We start from the raw sequence: 17,921 nt of genomic DNA on the forward strand, positions 1-17,921 counted from the left end.
CAGTGCGGTGGCGGCTGTCCTTGCGGTGGCCGCCGGAGTCTGGCCCACGGTACGGGCCCAGGCGGTCGGCGGTCCCGACGTCGAGGAGATGCGGGCGCGGTACCGCGCGGCGTTCGCCGACCAGGCGTGGCCCAGGCCCGCCGCGGGCTCCTGGACGGCGCCGCAGCCGTCCGCCGACGGGCTGCCGCCGGTCATCAGCCGGATCGAGACCCAGGAGAAGGTCGTCTTCCTGACGATCGACGACGGCTACGAGTACGACGCGGAGTTCGTCGAGATCGTGCGCAAGGAGAAGGTCCCCATCATGACCTTCCTGACCTCGGTCTACATCCCGCAGCACGGGCCGTACTTCTGGGCGCTGAAGAACGCGGGCTCGCGCATGGAGAACCACAGCGTCAACCACAAGAACCTCGCGCTGCTCGGGCCCGAGGGCCAGCGCCAGGAGATCTGCGCCGCCTCGGACGCGATCGAGGGCCAGTACGGCCGCCGCCCGACCGTCTTCCGCCCGCCGTTCGGCAGCTACAACCCCACGACGCTGCAGGTGGTCAAGGAATGCGGCATGAAGTCGGTGCTGCTGTGGTCGGCGGAGTTCTACAACGGCACGACCTCCCCGCAGGGCGTGCGTGACGCGTTCGTGCGCGGGGACGGCGGCCAGGGCTTCAAGCCCGGCGACATCATCCTCATGCACTACCGCAAGGGGCTCGCCGGGCAGATGCGCACGATCCTCGGCTGGATCCGCGAGCAGGGCTTCAAGCCCGCCGCGGTCGAGAACTACCTGCCGCAGTCCCTGGGCGGCGACGCGCCGGGCTGAGTCATATCCCGCGCATGCGCAGCACCCGCAGGGCGAGGTTGAGGTTCAGCTGCAGGTGCGGGTCCTCGGTGAAGGGGCCGACCAGCCGCTCCAGCTTGCCGATGCGGTAGCGCAGCGTGTTGTAGTGGAAGTGCAGCCTGCGCGCCGTCTCGGCGACGTTCAGGTTGGTCTCCAGCAGCACCTGCAGCGTGCGGCGCAGGTCGGCCGCCTCCGGGTCGGTGTCGTCGGCGAGCTCGCCCAGCGTCTCGCGGACGAAGGCGTGCAGCTCGGCGGCGTCCTCGACCAGGCTGAGCAGCCGGTAGACGCCCAGCGCGTCGAAGTGCGCGGTCTCGCCGGGGCCGTGCATCTGCCTGCCGACCCGCACCGCCTTGACCGCCTGGTCGTAGGCGCGGGGCAGCGCGTCGGGCGTCTCGGCAGGGCGGCTGACGCCGGTGGAGAACACCAGTGACTCCGCCGCGGAGACCTCGCGGACCAGCCCGCCGACCAGGTCCGGCAGGTCGCCGATCGCGGGCAGGCCGATGACGGCGACGGCCTCGTGGGCGAAGGCGGCGACCGCGGCAGACCGGTCCCTGCGCCGCACCGCCGCCTCCCAGGCCGCGGCGAGCCGCTCCTGCGCCAGCTTGGCGGTGCCGTCGTCGGCGTCCTCCGAGCGGCCGGCGTCCAGGTCCAGCGCGGCGACGACCACCGCCACCGGCCGGTCGAGGTCCCAGCCGAAACCCGCGCAGTGCGCCACGACCCGGTCGCGGTCCCCGGCGCGCCCGGCGAGCACGTCGCGCAGGAAGTCGGCGCGGTACTTGCTCTCCACCGCCGCGACGGCCTGCTGCTTGGTGATGACCAGCGCCGCGACCGTGGCGGCGCGCTCCAGGATGCCGACCTCGGTGTCGCTGAGGTCGCCGCCGGGAAAGTGCGCGGCGATGAGCCCGTGGCCGAAGCCGCCCGCGGCGACCGGCACCACGACCCGGTCGCCGTGCAGGCCCGGCGCGGGCCGCCCGTCCAGCCAGTCCTCCAGCGCGCGCAGCACCTCCGGGTCGCCCGCCCGCGCCAGGACGCGCTGGTCGCCGTCGAGGGTGAGGACCGCGCCGCCCAGCAGCGCCGCGAGCTCCTCGGTCACCTCGCGCAGCCCGCCGCCGCACAGGACGATCTGGACCAGCGCCCGGTGCACCTCCTCGGTGCGGGCCAGGATCGCCGCCTGCCGGTTGAGGATGTCGGTGAGCACCTGGTTGAGGATGTCGTCGAAGCCGACGTGCTCGGGCAGTTGGATGAGGGGGAAGCCGAGCCGGTCGGCGCGGGCGAGCATCTCGGCGGGCAGCTCGTCGAGGTAGGCGCCGGGTTTGACGGCCAGCGCCGCGACGCCGCGCTCGTTCAGCCCGGTCACCAGGTGGCCGAGCGCGGCGGGGCGGTTGCGCAGCGGGTAGCCGGTGGTCAGCAGCAGCTCGTTGGGCTTGACCCAGGCCAGGACGTCGGGCACCTCCATCACGTTGAGGCGCTGCACCACCCGGTCGAGCCCGGAGGCGCCGGCGACGAGCTCGGCGTCGGCGAGGGTGGAGACGCCGAGGACCTCGCCCACGGGCAGGCCGTAGGTGAGGGTGCCGGTGCTGGCCAGGCGGAGCCGGGGCGGGAGGGCGTGTTTCTCGCCGGTACGCCGGGTCCAGAGGTCGGTTCGGTTGTCCATCGCGCGATAACCCTCACAAGAAAGACGAAGAACGGCAAGTATCCTTGGCAACTTTCTCCATACGGCGATCTTGGTCATACGGTTAACGTCCGTGCAAATCCGAAAAAACGGAGGGGACCCGGTGATCGAACGGAGCGAGAGCTCTCTCAGGGGGCCCCAGCCGGTCGCGCCGGATCACGGGCCCGAACCGTTCCGCGCCCCGGTGCCCGGAGCGGCCGGGCTGGCGGTGCGCGAGGCGCTGGAGCGCCCCCGCAGGCAGGCAAGGGTGATCGCGGTCTTCCCCGCGGCCGCCTACCTGCGGCTCAACGGTGGCGCGGAGCCCCGCGTCGTCGCGCTGGTGGGGCCGGACGGCGTGCGCCCCGCCAACTCCATCGTGGTGCCCGGGACCGGGCGGCAGCCCTTCCACGGGGTGCGCGAGGGCGACACCGGCTGGATCGGCGACGGGCACGCCGAGGCGGGCGGCCTGCGCGTCAGGGTGCGGCGCTGGTGGGACCCCCGCCCGGTGCTCGGCCCGCTGTCCGAGGCCAGGCTGCGGCACGGGGCGATGCTGCTGGAGGCGGCGCTGGACCCGCGCGCCTGCGGGCTGTCCGGCCACCCCGGCCCCGCCGCGCTGGCCGACGGCTGCGCGGCGGGCGACCTGGCGCGGGCGGTGCAGGCGGCCGAACGCATCGTCGGGCTCGGGCCCGGCCTCACCCCCAGCGGCGACGACGTGATCTCGGGCCTGCTGCTGTCGCTGCGGCTGCTGGGCGAGGTGACGGCAGGCGGCTCGCGCTCGGTGTGGCTGGCCGACTGGCTCGGCGCCGCGGTCACCACCGACGCCGACACCCGCACGACCTCGCTGTCGGCGTCCCTGCTGCACTGCGCGGCGGCGGGCCAGCCCAGCGGCGAGGCGGCGGCGGTGCTGCGCGGCCTGGCCGGACGCGAGGCGCTCGCCCCGGCCGTACGCCGGCTGGTGTCCTCCAGCCGCTACTCCGGAGCCGACATGGCCTGGGGGATGCTCGCGGGCTGCCGGGCGGTGCTGGCGCTGGGCCGCGCCCCCTCCCGGCTGGCCTCTGCGTGAACGAGCCGGTCCCGGTCGCCGGGCCGCACGCCTTCCGCGAGGCGGTCGCGGCGCTGCGGCGGGGCCGCGACGTGCTGCTGCCCGGTGAGGACCTCACCCTCGCCGAGGAGATCGCGCTCAAGGACGAGGCGGCCGGCCGCGGCCGGCTGGTGCTGGGCCCGTGCGCCGCGCCGGGCGGCCTGCCCCCCGGCCGGTTCGGCGTGGTGGCGGTCGGCGCGGCGGCGACCGGGCGGGTGCTGGGCCTGCTGGCCCGCGCCGGGGAGGGCGGGCGGGTGCTGCCGGTGGGCGCCCGCGACCTGTCGTCCGCGGTGTGCGGGCGCTCCACCCTCCAGGCGCTGGTCGCCCTGGACGAGGACCCGCGCGTGCAGACCGTGGTGATCGCCGCCGAGCCCCCGCCGCCGGAGGTCTCCGCGCTGCTGCGGGAGGCGGCGCGCCGGCTGGCGACCCCCGTGGTCTCCGCGGCGCCCGGCGAGGCGTGGTCGGTGCCGGTCCTGCCGGGGCGCCCCGCCGCGGAGGAGGGCGCCGCGGAGGAGGGATAGGGGATTGTCCACGAGGCGGGCAGGGAACTGTGTCAGCCCTCAGGGATCTTGGCCGTGAGGCGGTCCGCGACAATGGCGGCATGACGCTCACCGGCATCCAGCACACCATCACCGACGGGCCTTACCAGGCGGTCGTCACCGAGCAGGGCGCGACGCTGCGCTCCCTCACCCTCGACGGGCGGCCCCTCGTCCTGGAGCACGACCCCGACGACGTGGTCCCCGCGGCCCTCGGCCAGATCCTCGCGCCCTGGCCCAACCGGATCGACCGCGGTGTCTACGTCTTCGAGGGCGTCGAGCAGCGTACGCCCGTGACCGAGCCCGAACGCGACTGCGCGATCCACGGCCTGGTGCGCTGGGAGTCCTGGCGGCCCGCCGAGCAGGGGCGCTCCAGCGTGACCCTGCGCCACCGGCTGCTCGGCCGCCCCGGCTACCCCTACCTGCTCGACCTGAGCGTCACCTACGCCGTGCACGCCGAACGGGGGCTGACCGCCACGCTCTCGGCGACCAACTCCGGCACCCGCAACGCCCCCTACGGGCAGAGCGCCCACCCCTACCTCACCGTGGGGCTGCCGCTGGACGAGTGCACCGTCACGTTCGGCGCCACCCACTACCAGCCCGTCAACGACCGGCTCATCCCCTCCGGCGCGCCCGTCCCCGTCGCCGGCACCCGCTACGACCTGACCGCGGGCGGGCGCTTCGGCGACCGCCGCATCGACACCGCCTTCACCGGGCTGCCCCACGCCGACGGCCGGGTGTGGGTCGGGCTCAGCGGCGGCGGCCGCACCGTCGGGCTGTGGGCCGATGAGAACCATCCGTGGCTCCAGCTCTACACCGCGGACGACCTTCCCGGCGAAACCATGCGGACCGGACTGGCCGCCGAGCCAATGACCTGTCCGCCCAACGCATTCAACACCGGTGTCGACCTCATCACCCTCAAACCGGGTGACACATTCTCCGGATCTTGGGGGATCATTTCCCTGTGAACCTCAGCCTGTCGAAGACCGACGACCTGGCCGAGCGGGCGAACGCCCTGGCCGCCGACCTCGCCAGCCAGTTCCCCGGCTCCAGCGGGGGCCGCCAACCCGTCCACACCGTGTTCGTCCCGGCCGACCAGTTCTCCCGCACCACCGCGGCGGACTGGGGGGAGCGAGCGCTGCGCCTGCTCAACAAGCACACGCCGGGGGACGGCTCCTTCGGCACCACCTTCGACCTCGACCCGTCGCTGGCCGGGGCGATCCGCTCGCGGGTCGCCGCCAAGCTCGCCCGCGAGCCGATCGAGGACCTGCGCGTCGACTTCGCCGACGGGTACGGCACGCGCGGCGACGACGAGGAGGACGCCCACGTCGCGCAGGTCGTCGAGGCCGTCGCCACCTCCTACAACGCCCAGCAGCTCCCGCACTTCTGGGGCGTGCGCGTCAAGTCGTTCTCCGGCGGCGGGCACGAGCGGGCGATGCGCACCCTCGACGGCTTCCTCACCTCGCTGCGCGACCGGCTCGGCCGGCTGCCCGGCGGCTTCACCATCACCCTGCCCGACGTGATGGCCGCCGAGCAGGTCGCGGTGTTCACCGAGTACCTCGACCGGCTGGAGGCGGCGCTCGGGCTGCCGAACGGGGTGCTGCACTTCGAGATCCAGGTCGACCTGCCCGAGGCGCTGGCCGACCACCGCGGCGGCCTGGGCGTCCGGCGCATCCTCACCGCCGGCCAGGGCAGGATCGGCACCGTGCACTTCGGCGCGGCCTCCTACACCGCGGCGCTGGGGCTGCCGCACGAGGAGCAGCGCCTGGACCACCCGGTCTGCGACTTCGCCCGGCACATCCTGCAGACGTCCGTCTCCGGCCGCGGCATCCGCCTGGCGGACGGCCCGTCGCACCTCGTCCCCCGCGACGAGGGCAGCGACGAGATCACCGCCTGCTGGCAGGCGCACGCCGCGGGCGTCCGGCACTCCCTGGCCCACGGCTTCTACCAGAGCTGGGACCTGCACCCCGCCCACCTGACGGCCCGCTACGCCGCCCTGTTCGACTTCCACCTCACCGGGGTGGAGGCCACCGTCGGCAAGGTCAAGGCCGCCCCCGCCGCCCCGCCGCACCTGCTGGAGCGGCTGCGCCGCGGCATCGCCTGCGGCGCCCTGGACGAGTCGGTCCTGGGCTGAGCCCGGCCGAAAACGGAAAGAAGGGGGCCCGCCGACCGGCGGGCCCCCTTCCCACGGACGTCTCCCTACACGGCGAGCAGGTCCACGACGAAGATCAGGGTCTCGTTCGGCTTGATCGAGGGTCCCGCGCCGCGCTGCCCGTAGCCCAGGTGCGGCGGGATGACGAGCTTGCGCCGCCCGCCGACCTTCATGCCGGCGACCCCCATGTCCCAGCCCTTGATGACCCGGCCGCCGCCGAGCGGGAAGGAGAACGGCTCGCCCCGGTTCCAGGAGGAGTCGAACTCATCGCCGGTGGAGTACGCCACGCCCACGTAGTGCACCGTCACCTGCTGCCCGCGGACCGCCTCCTCGCCGTCCCCGACCACCAGATCGGTGATCTCGAGGTTCGCGGGCGGCGGCCCCTCCGGAAAGTCGATCTCAGGGCGTTCAAGCGCCATGTCTTCAGGCTCCTTAGAAATCTTGCGGACCCGTCCGAGATTACTAGGGCCGCAGGCGGACCGGCGGACAGATCGAGGCCGAGTTCCGGCGTGGGCTTTGCCGATGGTGGCAAGAATTTTAGTGACTCTATGTATTTCACCGATTGCGCATGGCAAGATCTGGGCTCATGCAGACGGCCACTTCCAAGCCGGGGCCACCGGATGTGCCCGGTGCCTCTGCTGGTGGTGCGCGGGATGCGAACAAGGCTCCGGCGTGGCGGTGGGACGGTCCCGTCTCGGTGATCCGCCTGCCGCTGACGGTCGACGAGCAGTCCGCGGCGCGTCTGGAGTCGTTGTTCTCCGCGATGTTCCATCTCAAGCGAGCGGTGCAGCGCGATGCCCGCTCCCGGACGGAGGCGTTCTGGGCGGGCAGGCGCCGCCGGGAAGCGGACGAGGCGGCCTGGCGACGGGAAGTGGGTCTGACGCGCCCGGCGCTGGAGCGGGCGGCATATCGGCATCTGGACGCCTCCGGCTGGTTGCGCCACCACGCGTCGAAGGCGCTGGCGTTGCACCAGGCCGATGAGGTGTGGGCGGGGGTGGAACGGCACCTGTTTTTTTGATGCTTCCGGGAAGCGTGCCGGGCGTCCCCGGACAGGTTCGTGGTGGGAGTACGACGGTCCGCTGACGGTGGTGTTCACCGGCGGCCCCGACAGCCGACGCGGGGAGATCGTGCTGCCGGTACGGCTACCCCAAGGAGCCGGACGGTGGGAGTGGCTGTGCCACTTCCTGAACCGACCTGAGCTGTGGCACAAGATCGACCTGGTGCGCAGGTCCCACCCCTCGATGCCGGGCGGGTGGGTGTACGAGGCGCATCTGATGGTCCTGGACGGCGGATACACCTCCCCGGACACCCGCGAGCGCAGACGGCAGGCCGCCGCACTGGAGCGGGCCGGCAGGGTGGACGTCAACGTGGGCAATCTGTCCATCGTCTCCCTGCCCGTCACCCTGCAACCGGCTGATGGGCCCGTGCTGGCCGAGCAGATCGTCCTCACCGACCTGGAGCATGCCGCCGCGGAGCGCCAATGGCACACTATCCGCAGGCGGGCCCGGGCGCTGGAGCGCTCACGGCGAGCCGCGAACAAAGCGCGGTACGAGCTCTCGCGCCGCCAGCGCAGACGACAGCAGCGCAGGCAGGCCGCCGGACTGCCCGAACGACATGTCGATCTGCCCAAGGGGCCGCGGCTGGCCAATGCGGCAGGCCGTCCCCTGGTCTCGTATCGCAGGGACCGGCTCACCGGTGCCTACCGGGCGCACCCGCACCCGCGCTGAACAGGCTGGACGCACCGAAGCCAAACATGCTCGTGCCCGGAAGGCGGCCGAGCGGCTCACCGCCGCCCACGGGGTGCGGCTGACCGTCGAAGACGGGCCGGTCAGCTCCTGGTTCCGGCTGTGGGGACGGGCGTGCGCAGTGTTCACTCCCGGCATGCTGAGGGCGGCGCTGGCCGCCGAATGCGCCGCGTCCGGAGGTCGGCTGGGGCGGGCGGCCACGGTCACCACCGCCCTGTCCCAGTACTGCCTGTGCGGCCAGAGAACACCAAAACCCTTGGGGCAGCGGATGCACCACTGCCCCGCCTGCGGACTGGATGCCGACCGCGACCTGGTCTCGGCCGCGCTGGGTGCGTTCGTGGTCTGGACCGCTCCAGCCGACCCGCGCACGGCTTCAGTCGACTTTGATGCTTCCCGGCACGCGTTGGGCGTGTTCGGGCTCGGGCTGCAAGGAGCCCTGGCCGAGTCAACCGCCACCCGCCCCCGACCGACCCCAACGGGCGGCAGGGAGCGAGGCGGCAGCCGCCCCCGTGCAGGGGCGGCCTCTGCTCGGCCGCATCCGGAATGCCAGAAGCGCCGACCCCGACCGGGGGCCTCCAGGGGTCCCACCGGACAGACGTTACCGGGCACCGGACTGTTTCGATTTCGAAACAGGCCTTAGGCGTCCTGCCTCAGGAAGCGCAGATGGGCGGGGATGAGGACGGCGGCGAGGTAGCAGCAGAAGACGAGGAGGCCGGCCGGCGGGGACAGGTAGGCGTCGTTGGGGGTGACGACGGTGATGGCGGAGCCGGCCTGGGTGGGGATGAGGCGGCGGACCGCCATGCCCCCTTCGCCGGGCAGGAAGGCCGCGACGAGGGGGAGGACGAACATGACGCCGACGATGAGGGTGAGGGCGGCGGCGGTGCGGCGGAGCAGGACGCCGACGCCGAAGGCGAGCAGGGTGACCAGGGTGAGGTAGAGGCCGCAGCCGGAGACGGCGCGCAGGACTCCCTCCTCGCCCAGGGAGACGTCCAGGCCGCGGGCGGCGAAGAAGGCCTGGCCGAGCAGGAAGCTGGCGAACGCCGAGACCTGGGCCGCGGTGAAGGCGACCGCGCACAGCACGAGCGCCTTGGCGGCCAGGAAGCGGGTGCGGTCGGGCACGGCGGTGAGCGAGGCGCGGATCGTGCCGGTGGCGTACTCGGAGGTCACCGTCAGGACGCCCAGCGCCGCCAGGACGAGCAGGCCGGCGTTGGTGCCGAACATCGCGTAGGAGGTGGGGTCGAACAGCGCCCTGTCGCGTTCGGGGAGTTCGTCCCAGCTCGTGGCGACCGCCAGGGACAGCAGGCCGCTGAGGCCGATGGAGACGGCGACGGCGGCCAGGACCGTCCAGTACGTGGAGCGGACCGACCTCAGTTTGACCCACTCCGAGGCCACCATGTGGCGGAAGGCGGGGCGGCGGCGGGGCAGGGCCTTGGCGGGCGCCGTCGCCGGTGCGGTCCGCATCACGCGGCCTCCAGCGGGACGTCCGCCCGGTACTCGACGCTCTGGCCGGTCAGCCGCAGGAACGCCTCCTCCAGGGAGGCGCGGACCGGGCTCAGCTCGTGCAGCGCCACGCCGGCCCGCGCCGCCAGCTCGCCCACCGCGGCGGCGGACGCGCCGCGCACCCGGAAGGCGCCGTCGCCCTCGCCCTCGACCCGCAGGCCGCGCCGGACCAGCAGCGGGCAGAGCACGTCCGGACGCGGGGTGCGCACCCGCAGGCCGAGCTCGGAGTGGGTCTCGATGAACTGCCGCATCCCGGTGTCGGCCAGGATGCGCCCCCTGCCGATGACCAGGAGGTGTTCGGCGGTCAGCGCCATCTCCGACATGAGGTGGCTGGAGACGAAGACCGTCCTGCCCTCGGCGGCCAGGGCACGCATGAGGGTGCGGATCCACCGCACGCCCTCGGGGTCGAGCCCGTTGACCGGCTCGTCGAAGACGAGCACGGCGGGGTCGCCCAGCAGGGCCGCGGCGATGCCCAGCCGCTGGCCCATGCCCAGGGAGAAGCCGCGGCACGGGCGGTCGGCGACGGCGGCGAGGCCGACCAGCTCCAGCACCTCGCCGACCCGGGCCGCGGGGATGGCGTTGGCCTCGGCCAGGCAGCGCAGGTGGTCGCGGGCGCTGCGCCCGCCGTGCACGGCCTTGGCGTCGAGCAGCGCGCCGACCCGGCGCAGCGGCGCGCGCAGGTCGCGGTAGCGCCTCCCGTCGATCAGCGCGGTGCCCCCGGTGGGCCGGTCCAGGCCGAGGATCAGCCGCATCGTGGTGCTCTTGCCCGCGCCGTTGGGGCCGAGGAAGCCGGTGACGACCCCCGGCCGCACCGTGAAGTCCAGCCGGTCGACCGCCGTCCTGTCCCCGTACCGCTTGCTCAGTCCGCGCGCTTCGATCACGTCATCGGGTCTACCAGCGGCCGCGGACGGGCCGCCGGGGGAGCGGGGAAAGCGGACCGGGAATTTACCCGCCTGTCCGGCAGTTGTCTCCTCCGTGAAGATCGACATCTTTTCCGACATCGTCTGTCCCTGGTGCTACCTCGGCCAGGCCCGCATGCGGACCGCGCTGGAGGGCCACGACGGCGGGGTGGAGGTGGGCTGGCGCCCCTTCCAGCTCGACCCGTCGGCGCCGGTGCGCGACGGCGGCCCGGCCGACGAGTGGCTGGTGGAGAAGTTCGGCGGTGCGGACAAGGTCGCCTCGGCCCACGCGCAGATGCGCGCGCTGACGGCGGCCGAGGGGCTGCCGTACGAGCCGGAGCGCACGCGGCGCGTCAACAGCATCCCGGCGCACCGGGTGGTGTGGCTGGCCGGGGCGTCCGGCGAGCCCGGCCTGCAGGACGCGGTGGTCTCCCGGCTCTTCCGCGCCCACCACGCCGAGGGCCTGGACGTGTCGGAGGAGGAGACGCTCGCCGCGCTGGCCGCCGAGGCGGGACTGCCCGGCGGGCGGGTGCGCGAGATGTTCGCCTCCAACGAGGGCATGCCCGAGATCGGGGCCTCGCTGGAGGAGGCCAGGGCGCTGGGGATCAGCGGGGTGCCGTTCTTCCTCTTCGAGGGCCAGTGGGCGGTCTCAGGAGCCCAGCCCGTCGAGGTCCTGTCCGCCGCGCTGGACGAGGTCGCGGGCAGGATCGGCTGAGACCCCGGCGGGATCGGCGGAGTCGACGATCAGGTCGGCGCGGTCCCGGGTGCCGTCCAGGGTGAAGTGCGCCGCCTCCCGGAGCGACCACTCCTCCCAGGCGGCCGTCCCTTCCGCGCCGTCCCGCCCGGCGGCGCGGCGGCGGCGCACCTCGTAGGGGGCGTCCACCCAGATCCGGAGGTCGGCGGGCCCGCCCCGCCAGGCCGCGCCCACCCCTTCGAGGACCAGCAGCGGCGACGGGCGCAGGACGCGCGGCGGCCCGTACGTCCCGGCACGCCAGTCGTACGGCCGGTAGACGGCGGGCTCCCCCCGGCGCAGCGACTCCAGCAGCGGCCTGACGCGCGGCCACCAGGCCAGCACCGGGCCGTCCCAGGGAACCGGGAACTCGTCGGTGCCCAGCAGCGGGGCGTCCAGGGCGACGGCGAGCCGCGCGGCGTACGTCGACTTGCCCGCCGCGCTGGGCCCGTCCACCGCCACCACTCGCACCCCTCGATTCTCTCCCGTGTCCGGAACGGGCGATACTTCTGGTCCGGAGGGCACGAAGGAGTGAGGGCATGACACTGCTGGGCGGACCGGAGGGACGACCCCTGCGCGTCGCGGGGGAGGAGATCTCCAGGGAGGCGCTGATCTCCCGCGCCGCGGCCGTCGCCGGACACATCTACGGCGCCCGCGCGGTGGCCGTGAACGCCACCGCGACGCTCGACACCGTGATCGCGGTGGTCGCCGGGCTGCTGTGCGGGGTGCCCGTGGTCCCCGTGCCGCCGGACTCGGGCCCGGCCGAGCGCGACCACATCCTCGGGGACTCCGGCGCCGAGATGCTCGTCGGCGAGGGCGAGTCCGGGCTCCCCGCCGTCCCGGTCCCCGGCGGCGCCTCGGCGTACTCGGCGTCCTTCCCCGAGCCGCCGGGCGACGCGACCGCATTGATCCTCTACACCAGCGGCACGACCGGCGCCCCCAAGGGCGTGATGATCTCCCGTGACGCGATCGCCGCCGACCTGGACGCGCTCGCCGAGGCTTGGGGCTGGACGGCCGAGGACACCCTCGTGCACGGCCTGCCGCTCTTCCACGTCCACGGCCTCGTGCTGGGCGTGCTGGGCGCGCTGCGCACCGGCTCGGCCCTCGTGCACACCGGGCGCCCGACTCCCGAGGCGTACGCGGCGGCCGGAGGCACCCTGTACTTCGGCGTCCCCACGGTCTGGTCGCGCATGGTGGAGTCCGGCGCGGCGAGGGAGCTGCGCGGCGCGCGCCTGCTCGTCTCCGGCAGCGCGGGGCTGCCCGCCCCCGTCTTCGAGGCGCTGGAGGCGATGTCGGGGCACCGCGCCGTCGAGCGGTACGGCATGACCGAGACGCTCATCACCGTCAGCGCCCGCCACGACGGGGAGCGCCGCCCCGGCCAGGTCGGCCTGCCGCTGCACGGGGTGCGGACCCGGCTCGTCGCCGAGGACGGCGGCCCCGTCCCGCACGACGGGGAGAGCCCCGGCGAGCTGCTCGTGCGCACCCCGACGGTCTTCAACGGCTACCTGAACCGGCCCGAGGCCACCGCCGAGGCGCTGCGCGACGGCTGGTTCCGCACCGGGGACATCGCGACGATCGGCCCCGACGGCTGGCACCGGATCGTCGGCCGCGCCTCCACCGACCTGATCAAGAGCGGCGGCTACCGCATCGGCGCGGGCGAGATCGAGGCGGCGCTGCTGTCGCACCCCGCCGTCCGGGAGGCCGCCGTGATCGGCACTCCGCACCCGGACCTGGGCGAGCAGGTGACGGCGTTCGTCGTGGCCGCCGAGGCGGTCACCGAACGGGAGCTGATCGACTTCGTGGCCGGCGGGCTGTCGGTCCACAAGCGTCCGCGCACCGTCCGCCTCGTCGACGCGCTGCCGCGCAACGCGCTCGGCAAGGTCCAGAAGAAGCTGCTCCCGCGGCCCTGACCGGCCCGGCGGACCCGGCAGACCCGGCGGACCGGACGAACGGGCCGGATGGTTGAATCGGGCGTGTGGAAGATCGCGGAACCGCGCGTCGGCTCATCGACCTGACGCTCGACCCGGGCAGCTGGCGCTCCTGGGACACCCCGCCCCGGCAGCCGCCCGGCTACGAGGACGAGCTGGCCGCCGCCCGCGAACGTTCGGGCGCCGACGAGGCGGTCCTCACCGGCGAGGGACTGCTGGAGGGGCGGCGCGTCGCGCTGGTCGTCAGCGAGTTCGGCTTCCTGGCCGGGTCGATCGGCGCGGCCACCGCAGACCGGATCGTCGCCGCGGTCGAGCGCGCCACCCGCGAGGGGCTGCCGCTGCTGGCCGCGCCGTCCTCCGGCGGCACCCGCATGCAGGAGGGGACCTTCGCGTTCGTGCAGATGGCGCGGATCACCGCCGCCGTCATGGCCCACCGCAAGTCCCGCCTGCCCTACCTGGTCTACCTGCGCCATCCCACCACCGGCGGCGTCCTGGCCTCCTGGGGGTCGCTGGGCCACGTGACGGCCGCCGAGCCCGGCGCGCTCATCGGCTTCCTCGGGCCCCGCGTCTACGAGGGCCTGTACGGCGAGAAGTTCCCCCAGGGCGTGCAGCGGGCCGAGAACCTCGCCGCGCGCGGCCTGGTGGACGCCGTCGTCCCGCCCGGCGACCTGCGCGCGGTCGCCGCGCGGGCGCTGAACGTCCTGATGCCGCCCCGCACGCCGTTCCCGCCCCTGTACCGCTACGCCCGGCCCATGGGGGAGCCGCCGGGGGCGTGGGAGTCGGTCCTGCACACCCGCGGGGACGGCCGGACGGGAGTGCGGGAGCTGCTGGCCGAGGCCGCCGACGTCAGCCTCCTGTCGGGCACCGGCGCGGGCGAGAACGACCCGGGGCTGCTGCTGGCCCTGGCCCGTTTCGGCGCCGCCCGCTGCGTGGTCGTGGCGCAGGACCGGCACAGCCAGCGCACCGGCCACCCCATCGGACCCGCCGGGCTGCGCGTCGCGCGGCGCGGCATGCGCCTGGCCGCCGAGCTGGGCCTGCCGCTGGTCACCGTGGTCGACACGCCCGGCGCCGTACTGTCGGCCGACGCCGAGAACGGCGGCCTGGCCGGGGAGATCGCCCGCTGCCTGGCCGACCTCGTCACCCTGGAGACCGCGACCGTCTGCCTGCTGCTGGGCGAGGGCGCGGGCGGCGCGGCGCTGGCCCTGCTGCCCGCCGACCGGGTGCTGTGCGCCGAGCACGCCTGGTTGTCCCCGCTGCCGCCCGAGGGCGCGTCCGTCATCGTGCACCGCACGCCGGACCGGGCCGCCGAGCTCGCCGAGTCCCAGGGCGTGCGCGCCGCCGACCTGCTGGACCGCGGCATCGTCGACTGGATCGTCTCCGAGCAGCCCTTCGCCCTGGCCGCAGAGCTGGAGACGGCCGTGCTGGCCGCCTGCGCCCTGCCCGAGGGCGACCGCGCGTCCGCGCGCACCGCCCGCTTCGCCCGTACCGGCTGACCCGGCCGACCCGGCCGCCCGGCTAGAGGCGGCGGTGCTCCAGGGACGGCAGGACGCGGCGGACCTCGCCGGTCAGCGTCAGGTCCACCGGGAGCACCCGGACGGCGGGGAAGGGGCCCAGGTCGGCGGTGACGGCGCCCATCGGGTCGACCAGCATGCTGCGGCCCACCCCGGTGCGCCCGCCGCGCGGCGGGTCGTCGCGGTCGGGGGCCTTGCCCACGGCGGCCGTCCAGATCGTGTTCTCGATCGCGCGGGCGCGGACCAGGGTCGTCCAGTGCTCCTCCTTGAAGACGCCCTGCGCCCAGGCCGCGGTCACCACCAGCAGGTGCGCGCCCTGGTCGACCAGGGCGCGGGCCAGTTCGGGGAAGCGCACGTCGTAGCAGGTGATCAGGCCGAGCCGGACGCCGCCGACCTCCACGACCGCCGGCTCGCCGCCCGGCGCGATCGTGCGCGACTCGGCGAACGCGAACGCGTCGAACAGGTGGATCTTCCGGTAGGAGCCGGCCAGGGCGCCCGAGGAGTCGACCACCACGGTGGTGTTGAAGGCGCGCCCGTCGGGGGAGGTCTCGAAGACCCCGGCGACCAGCGCGGTGCCGTGCTCGCGCGCCGCCTCGCGCAGCGCGGTGACGAACGGGCCGTCCAGCGGTTCGGCCGCCTCGCGCGGGTCGTTGCCGAACCGGACCATCACGGCTTCGGGGAAGACGGCCAGGTCGGCGCCCTCCGCCCGCGCCAGCGCCTCGCGAACCGCGGCCAGGTTGGCCTCCGGCTCGTCCCCGACCTCGATCTGACACAACGCGATCCGCATGAGGCCAGTCTGCCCTCCTCGTCGCGGGGCCCGGAAGGGGCAGCCGATTAGGGTGATCCCGTGAGAGATCCACTGGTGGAGCGGATGCGGGGCTTCGGGACGACGATCTTCGCGGAGATGTCCGCGCTGGCCGTCGCGACCGGGGCGATCAACCTGGGACAGGGCTTCCCCGACGAGGACGGGCCCGCGGGCGTGCTGGAACGCGCCGTCGAGGCGATCCGGGACGGGGGCAACCAGTACCCGCCGGGCATCGGCGTCCCCGAGCTGCGGCAGGCCGTGGCGGCCCAGCGCCTCGCCCGCTACGGCCAGGCCTACGACCCCGACACCGAGGTCCTCGTCACGGTGGGCGCCACCGAGGCGATCGCCTCGGCAGTCCTCGCGCTCACCGAGCCCGGCGACGAGGTGATCGCCTTCGAGCCGTTCTACGACTCCTACGCCGCGACGGTCGCGCTGGCGGGGGCGCGGATCGTCCCCGTCACCCTGCGTCCGGAGGCGGGCCGCTTCACCTTCGACCCCGCCGAGCTGCGCGCGGCCGTGACGCCCCGGACGAAGATCGTTCTCGTCAACTCCCCGCACAACCCCTGCGGGACGGTCTTCACCGAGGCGGAGCTGCGCACCGTCGCGGCGGTCTGCGTCGAGCACGGCCTGACGGCGGTCACCGACGAGGTGTACGAATATCTGACCTTCGACGACGCCGTCCACCTGCCGCTGGCGTCCTTCCCGGGGATGCGGGAGCGCACCGTGACGATCTCCTCGGCGGGCAAGACGTTCTCCGTCACCGGGTGGAAGACCGGCTGGGTCTGCGCGCCCGAGCCGTACATCCGGGCCGTCAGGACGGTCAAGCAGTTCCTCACCTATGTGGGAGCCGCCCCCTGGCAGCTCGCCGTCGCCCACGGCCTGCGGCACGAGCTCGATCAGGTGGAGGGGCTGCGCAGGTCGCTGCAGGCCAAACGCGACCGGCTCTCCGCCGGGCTGGAGTCGGCCGGCTTCACCGTCCACCGGCCCCAGGGCACCTACTTCGTGCAGGCCGACGTGAGCCCGCTGGGCCGCCGGGACGGCGAGGAGCTCGCCCGCGCCCTGCCCGGCCTGGCGGGCGTCGTCTGCATCCCCACCCAGGTGTTCTACGCCGACCCCGCGCGAGGCCGACGGTATGTCCGTTTCGCCTTCTGCAAGCGGGACGAGATCATCGACGAGGCGGTGGAGCGGCTGCGGCACGGCCTGTGAATGGTTATACCCTTCGACACGTGGCTGGACCGTCTCTCATCAAACCCCAGTTCCCCGACGACGACGGGAGCGCCGACCCGGGCCTGGTCGCCGCGCTCACCGCCTACGCCGCCGGGCAGGGCGGCGAGCACGCCGTGCTCGACGCGCTCTCCCGCAGCAGGATCCTGGTCCCCATCGTGGCGCTCCTGACCACCGAGGAGACCGTCGACGGGCTGCGCCGGGAGAAGGAGAGCGAGATGGCGCTGCCGACCATCACGGGCGCGGACGGGCGGCGCGGCGTGCTCGGCTTCACCTCGCTCAAGACCCTCCAGCTGTGGCGCGCGGACGCCCGGCCGGTGCCGGTCCGCGCCGTCGACGCCTGCCGGACCGCGCTGGACGAGAAGGCCGAGGCGCTCGTCCTGGACGTCGCGGGCCCGGTCCCGTTCGCGGTCGACGGGGTGCGCCTGCACCTGATGGCCGAGGGGCGCCCGGTGCCGCCGCCGCACCAGGACCCCGAGGTGCTCGCCGCGATCGAGGCCGCGTTCGGCATGGAGGCCGGGATCACCGGGGTCAGGGTCGGCCCCGGCGACGGCGCCGAACTGTCCGTGCGCTTCAGCGTGGACCCCGGCATGGACGAGCAGGCCGCCGTACGAAGGGTCGGCGACCGGCTCGCCGACGTGCTGCGCGGCAGGATCGTGGGAGGCGTCGAACTGGCGGTCGCCCGCCGGTAGGGTCACCGGGGTGACCCCGACCACCCCCCGGGACCCCTGGTTCGACCCCGTCCGGCGGCGGCCCGCGCCGGTCGCCCTGGTCGCGCTCGCCGTCCTGGCGCTGCTGGCCTGGCGGCTGGGACCGCGCCCCGACCTCGCCGCGTTCGCCGTCCTGGGCCTGGCCGGCACGTGCCTGGCCTTCATCGACGCCGAACTGCTGCGCCTGCCCGACCCGCTGACCCTCCCGCTCCTGCCGGTCCTGCTCGCCCTGCTGGGCCTGGCGGCCGCGACGGGGCAGGACGGCTCCCTCACCGGCGCGCTGTACGGGATGGGGGCGCTTCTGCTGGTCTACGGGGTGCTGTGGTTCATCGCCCCCTCACAGATCGGCCTGGGCGACGTGAAGCTGGCGCCGTCGCTCGGCCTGGCGCTGGGCTGGCTGGGGGCGGAGGCGTTCGTCACCGGGGTCGTGGCGATCCACGTGCTCGGCGGGCTGTGGGGCGCGGCGCTGCTGGCCACCCGGCGCGCCGGGCGCGGCTCGTCCTTCCCGTTCGGGCCGTTCATGCTGGCCGGGACGCTGGCCGCGGTGCTGCTGCACGGCTGAGCGCGCCGCGCCGCGTCTCATCTTTCGGACACGCGGTCCGTCCGGTGGCGGCGAGGTGAAA

General features: G+C 74.4%; 19 protein-coding genes. 13 read left to right on the plus strand and 6 right to left on the minus strand.

Annotated elements, in window-relative coordinates:
• Positions 1–7: 7 nt before the first annotated feature.
• Positions 8–808 carry a polysaccharide deacetylase family protein gene (locus C2865_RS12360; protein ID WP_232835541.1) on the plus strand — a complete coding sequence of 267 codons (801 nt, stop codon included), beginning with the start codon at positions 8–10 and terminating at the stop codon, positions 806–808.
• 1 nt (position 809) lies between these two features.
• Here the strand turns inward: C2865_RS12360 and C2865_RS12365 are convergent, their stop codons facing one another.
• A complete protein-coding gene (locus C2865_RS12365) occupies positions 810–2,480 on the minus strand; it encodes a PucR family transcriptional regulator (protein ID WP_106398474.1) in 1,671 nt (556 codons plus the stop codon).
• 121 nt (positions 2,481–2,601) lie between these two features.
• Between C2865_RS12365 and C2865_RS12370 the strand changes: the two genes are divergently transcribed.
• From C2865_RS12370 to C2865_RS12385, 4 genes are all read left to right on the plus strand, one after another.
• Complete coding sequence (locus C2865_RS12370) at positions 2,602–3,540, plus strand: oxamate carbamoyltransferase subunit AllH family protein (protein WP_232835542.1); 939 nt, start codon at positions 2,602–2,604, stop codon at positions 3,538–3,540.
• Positions 3,537–4,079 (plus strand): hypothetical protein, encoded by a 543-nt coding sequence (locus tag C2865_RS12375; protein ID WP_106398475.1) that lies wholly within the window; start codon positions 3,537–3,539, stop codon positions 4,077–4,079. The genes C2865_RS12370 and C2865_RS12375 overlap by 4 nt, the downstream gene beginning before the upstream one ends.
• 80 nt (positions 4,080–4,159) lie before the next feature.
• Positions 4,160–5,062 (plus strand): aldose 1-epimerase family protein, encoded by a 903-nt coding sequence (locus C2865_RS12380; protein WP_106398476.1) that lies wholly within the window; start codon positions 4,160–4,162, stop codon positions 5,060–5,062.
• Positions 5,059–6,228, plus strand: coding sequence for a DUF6986 family protein (locus C2865_RS12385; protein ID WP_106398477.1), 1,170 nt, complete (start codon positions 5,059–5,061; stop codon positions 6,226–6,228). The genes C2865_RS12380 and C2865_RS12385 overlap by 4 nt, the downstream gene beginning before the upstream one ends.
• A 65-nt stretch (positions 6,229–6,293) precedes the next feature.
• Here the strand turns inward: C2865_RS12385 and C2865_RS12390 are convergent, their stop codons facing one another.
• Positions 6,294–6,665: an FKBP-type peptidyl-prolyl cis-trans isomerase gene (locus C2865_RS12390; RefSeq protein ID WP_106398478.1), complete on the minus strand. Its 372-nt coding sequence runs from the start codon at positions 6,663–6,665 to the stop codon at positions 6,294–6,296.
• Positions 6,666–6,832: 167 nt separating this feature from the next.
• On the opposite strand from C2865_RS12390, the gene C2865_RS12395 reads away from it, so the two are divergent.
• Both C2865_RS12395 and C2865_RS12400 read left to right on the plus strand, forming a co-directional pair.
• Entirely contained in the window at positions 6,833–7,264 is a 432-nt protein-coding gene (locus tag C2865_RS12395) for a hypothetical protein (protein ID WP_157963676.1), read from the plus strand.
• A 70-nt stretch (positions 7,265–7,334) separates the two neighbouring features.
• Positions 7,335–7,973: a hypothetical protein gene (locus C2865_RS12400; RefSeq protein WP_106398480.1), complete on the plus strand. Its 639-nt coding sequence runs from the start codon at positions 7,335–7,337 to the stop codon at positions 7,971–7,973.
• Between the two features lie 654 nt (positions 7,974–8,627).
• Here C2865_RS12400 and C2865_RS12405 read toward each other — a convergent pair.
• Entirely contained in the window at positions 8,628–9,452 is an 825-nt protein-coding gene (locus C2865_RS12405; RefSeq protein WP_106398481.1) for an ABC transporter permease, read from the minus strand.
• On the minus strand, positions 9,452–10,372 hold the full coding sequence (locus tag C2865_RS12410; protein ID WP_106398482.1) for an ABC transporter ATP-binding protein: 921 nt from the start codon (positions 10,370–10,372) through the stop codon (positions 9,452–9,454). The genes C2865_RS12405 and C2865_RS12410 overlap by 1 nt, the downstream gene beginning before the upstream one ends.
• A 94-nt stretch (positions 10,373–10,466) precedes the next feature.
• Between C2865_RS12410 and C2865_RS12415 the strand changes: the two genes are divergently transcribed.
• Positions 10,467–11,105: a DsbA family oxidoreductase gene (locus C2865_RS12415; RefSeq protein WP_157963677.1), complete on the plus strand. Its 639-nt coding sequence runs from the start codon at positions 10,467–10,469 to the stop codon at positions 11,103–11,105.
• Here C2865_RS12415 and C2865_RS12420 read toward each other — a convergent pair.
• Positions 11,040–11,591, minus strand: a complete 552-nt coding sequence (locus C2865_RS12420) for a uridine kinase family protein (protein ID WP_157963678.1) — start codon at positions 11,589–11,591, stop codon at positions 11,040–11,042. The genes C2865_RS12415 and C2865_RS12420 overlap by 66 nt on opposite strands.
• A 68-nt stretch (positions 11,592–11,659) precedes the next feature.
• Here C2865_RS12420 and C2865_RS12425 point away from each other — a divergent pair, with 68 nt between their 5' ends.
• Both C2865_RS12425 and C2865_RS12430 read left to right on the plus strand, forming a co-directional pair.
• Positions 11,660–13,030, plus strand: a complete 1,371-nt coding sequence (locus C2865_RS12425) for an acyl-CoA synthetase (RefSeq protein WP_106398485.1) — start codon at positions 11,660–11,662, stop codon at positions 13,028–13,030.
• A gap of 65 nt (positions 13,031–13,095) precedes the next feature.
• A complete protein-coding gene (locus tag C2865_RS12430; protein ID WP_106398486.1) occupies positions 13,096–14,541 on the plus strand; it encodes a carboxyl transferase domain-containing protein in 1,446 nt (481 codons plus the stop codon).
• Between the two features lie 22 nt (positions 14,542–14,563).
• On the opposite strand, the gene C2865_RS12435 is transcribed toward C2865_RS12430, so the two are convergent.
• Positions 14,564–15,346 carry a carbon-nitrogen hydrolase family protein gene (locus C2865_RS12435; RefSeq protein WP_106398487.1) on the minus strand — a complete coding sequence of 261 codons (783 nt, stop codon included), beginning with the start codon at positions 15,344–15,346 and terminating at the stop codon, positions 14,564–14,566.
• A gap of 60 nt (positions 15,347–15,406) precedes the next feature.
• Here C2865_RS12435 and C2865_RS12440 point away from each other — a divergent pair, with 60 nt between their 5' ends.
• Genes C2865_RS12440 through C2865_RS12450 form a run of 3 tightly spaced genes read left to right on the plus strand, consistent with a single transcriptional unit; the run spans position 15,407 to position 17,860 of the window.
• Complete coding sequence (locus tag C2865_RS12440) at positions 15,407–16,570, plus strand: pyridoxal phosphate-dependent aminotransferase (RefSeq protein WP_106398488.1); 1,164 nt, start codon at positions 15,407–15,409, stop codon at positions 16,568–16,570.
• Between the two features lie 20 nt (positions 16,571–16,590).
• Positions 16,591–17,280, plus strand: a complete 690-nt coding sequence (locus tag C2865_RS12445; RefSeq protein ID WP_106398489.1) for an SseB family protein — start codon at positions 16,591–16,593, stop codon at positions 17,278–17,280.
• Positions 17,281–17,290: 10 nt separating this feature from the next.
• Entirely contained in the window at positions 17,291–17,860 is a 570-nt protein-coding gene (locus C2865_RS12450; protein ID WP_106398490.1) for a prepilin peptidase, read from the plus strand.
• Positions 17,861–17,921: the final 61 nt, after the last annotated feature.

Origin of the sequence: Actinocorallia populi (assembly GCF_002995495.1) — a bacterium.
GTDB lineage: Bacteria > Actinomycetota > Actinomycetes > Streptosporangiales > Streptosporangiaceae > Actinocorallia > Actinocorallia populi.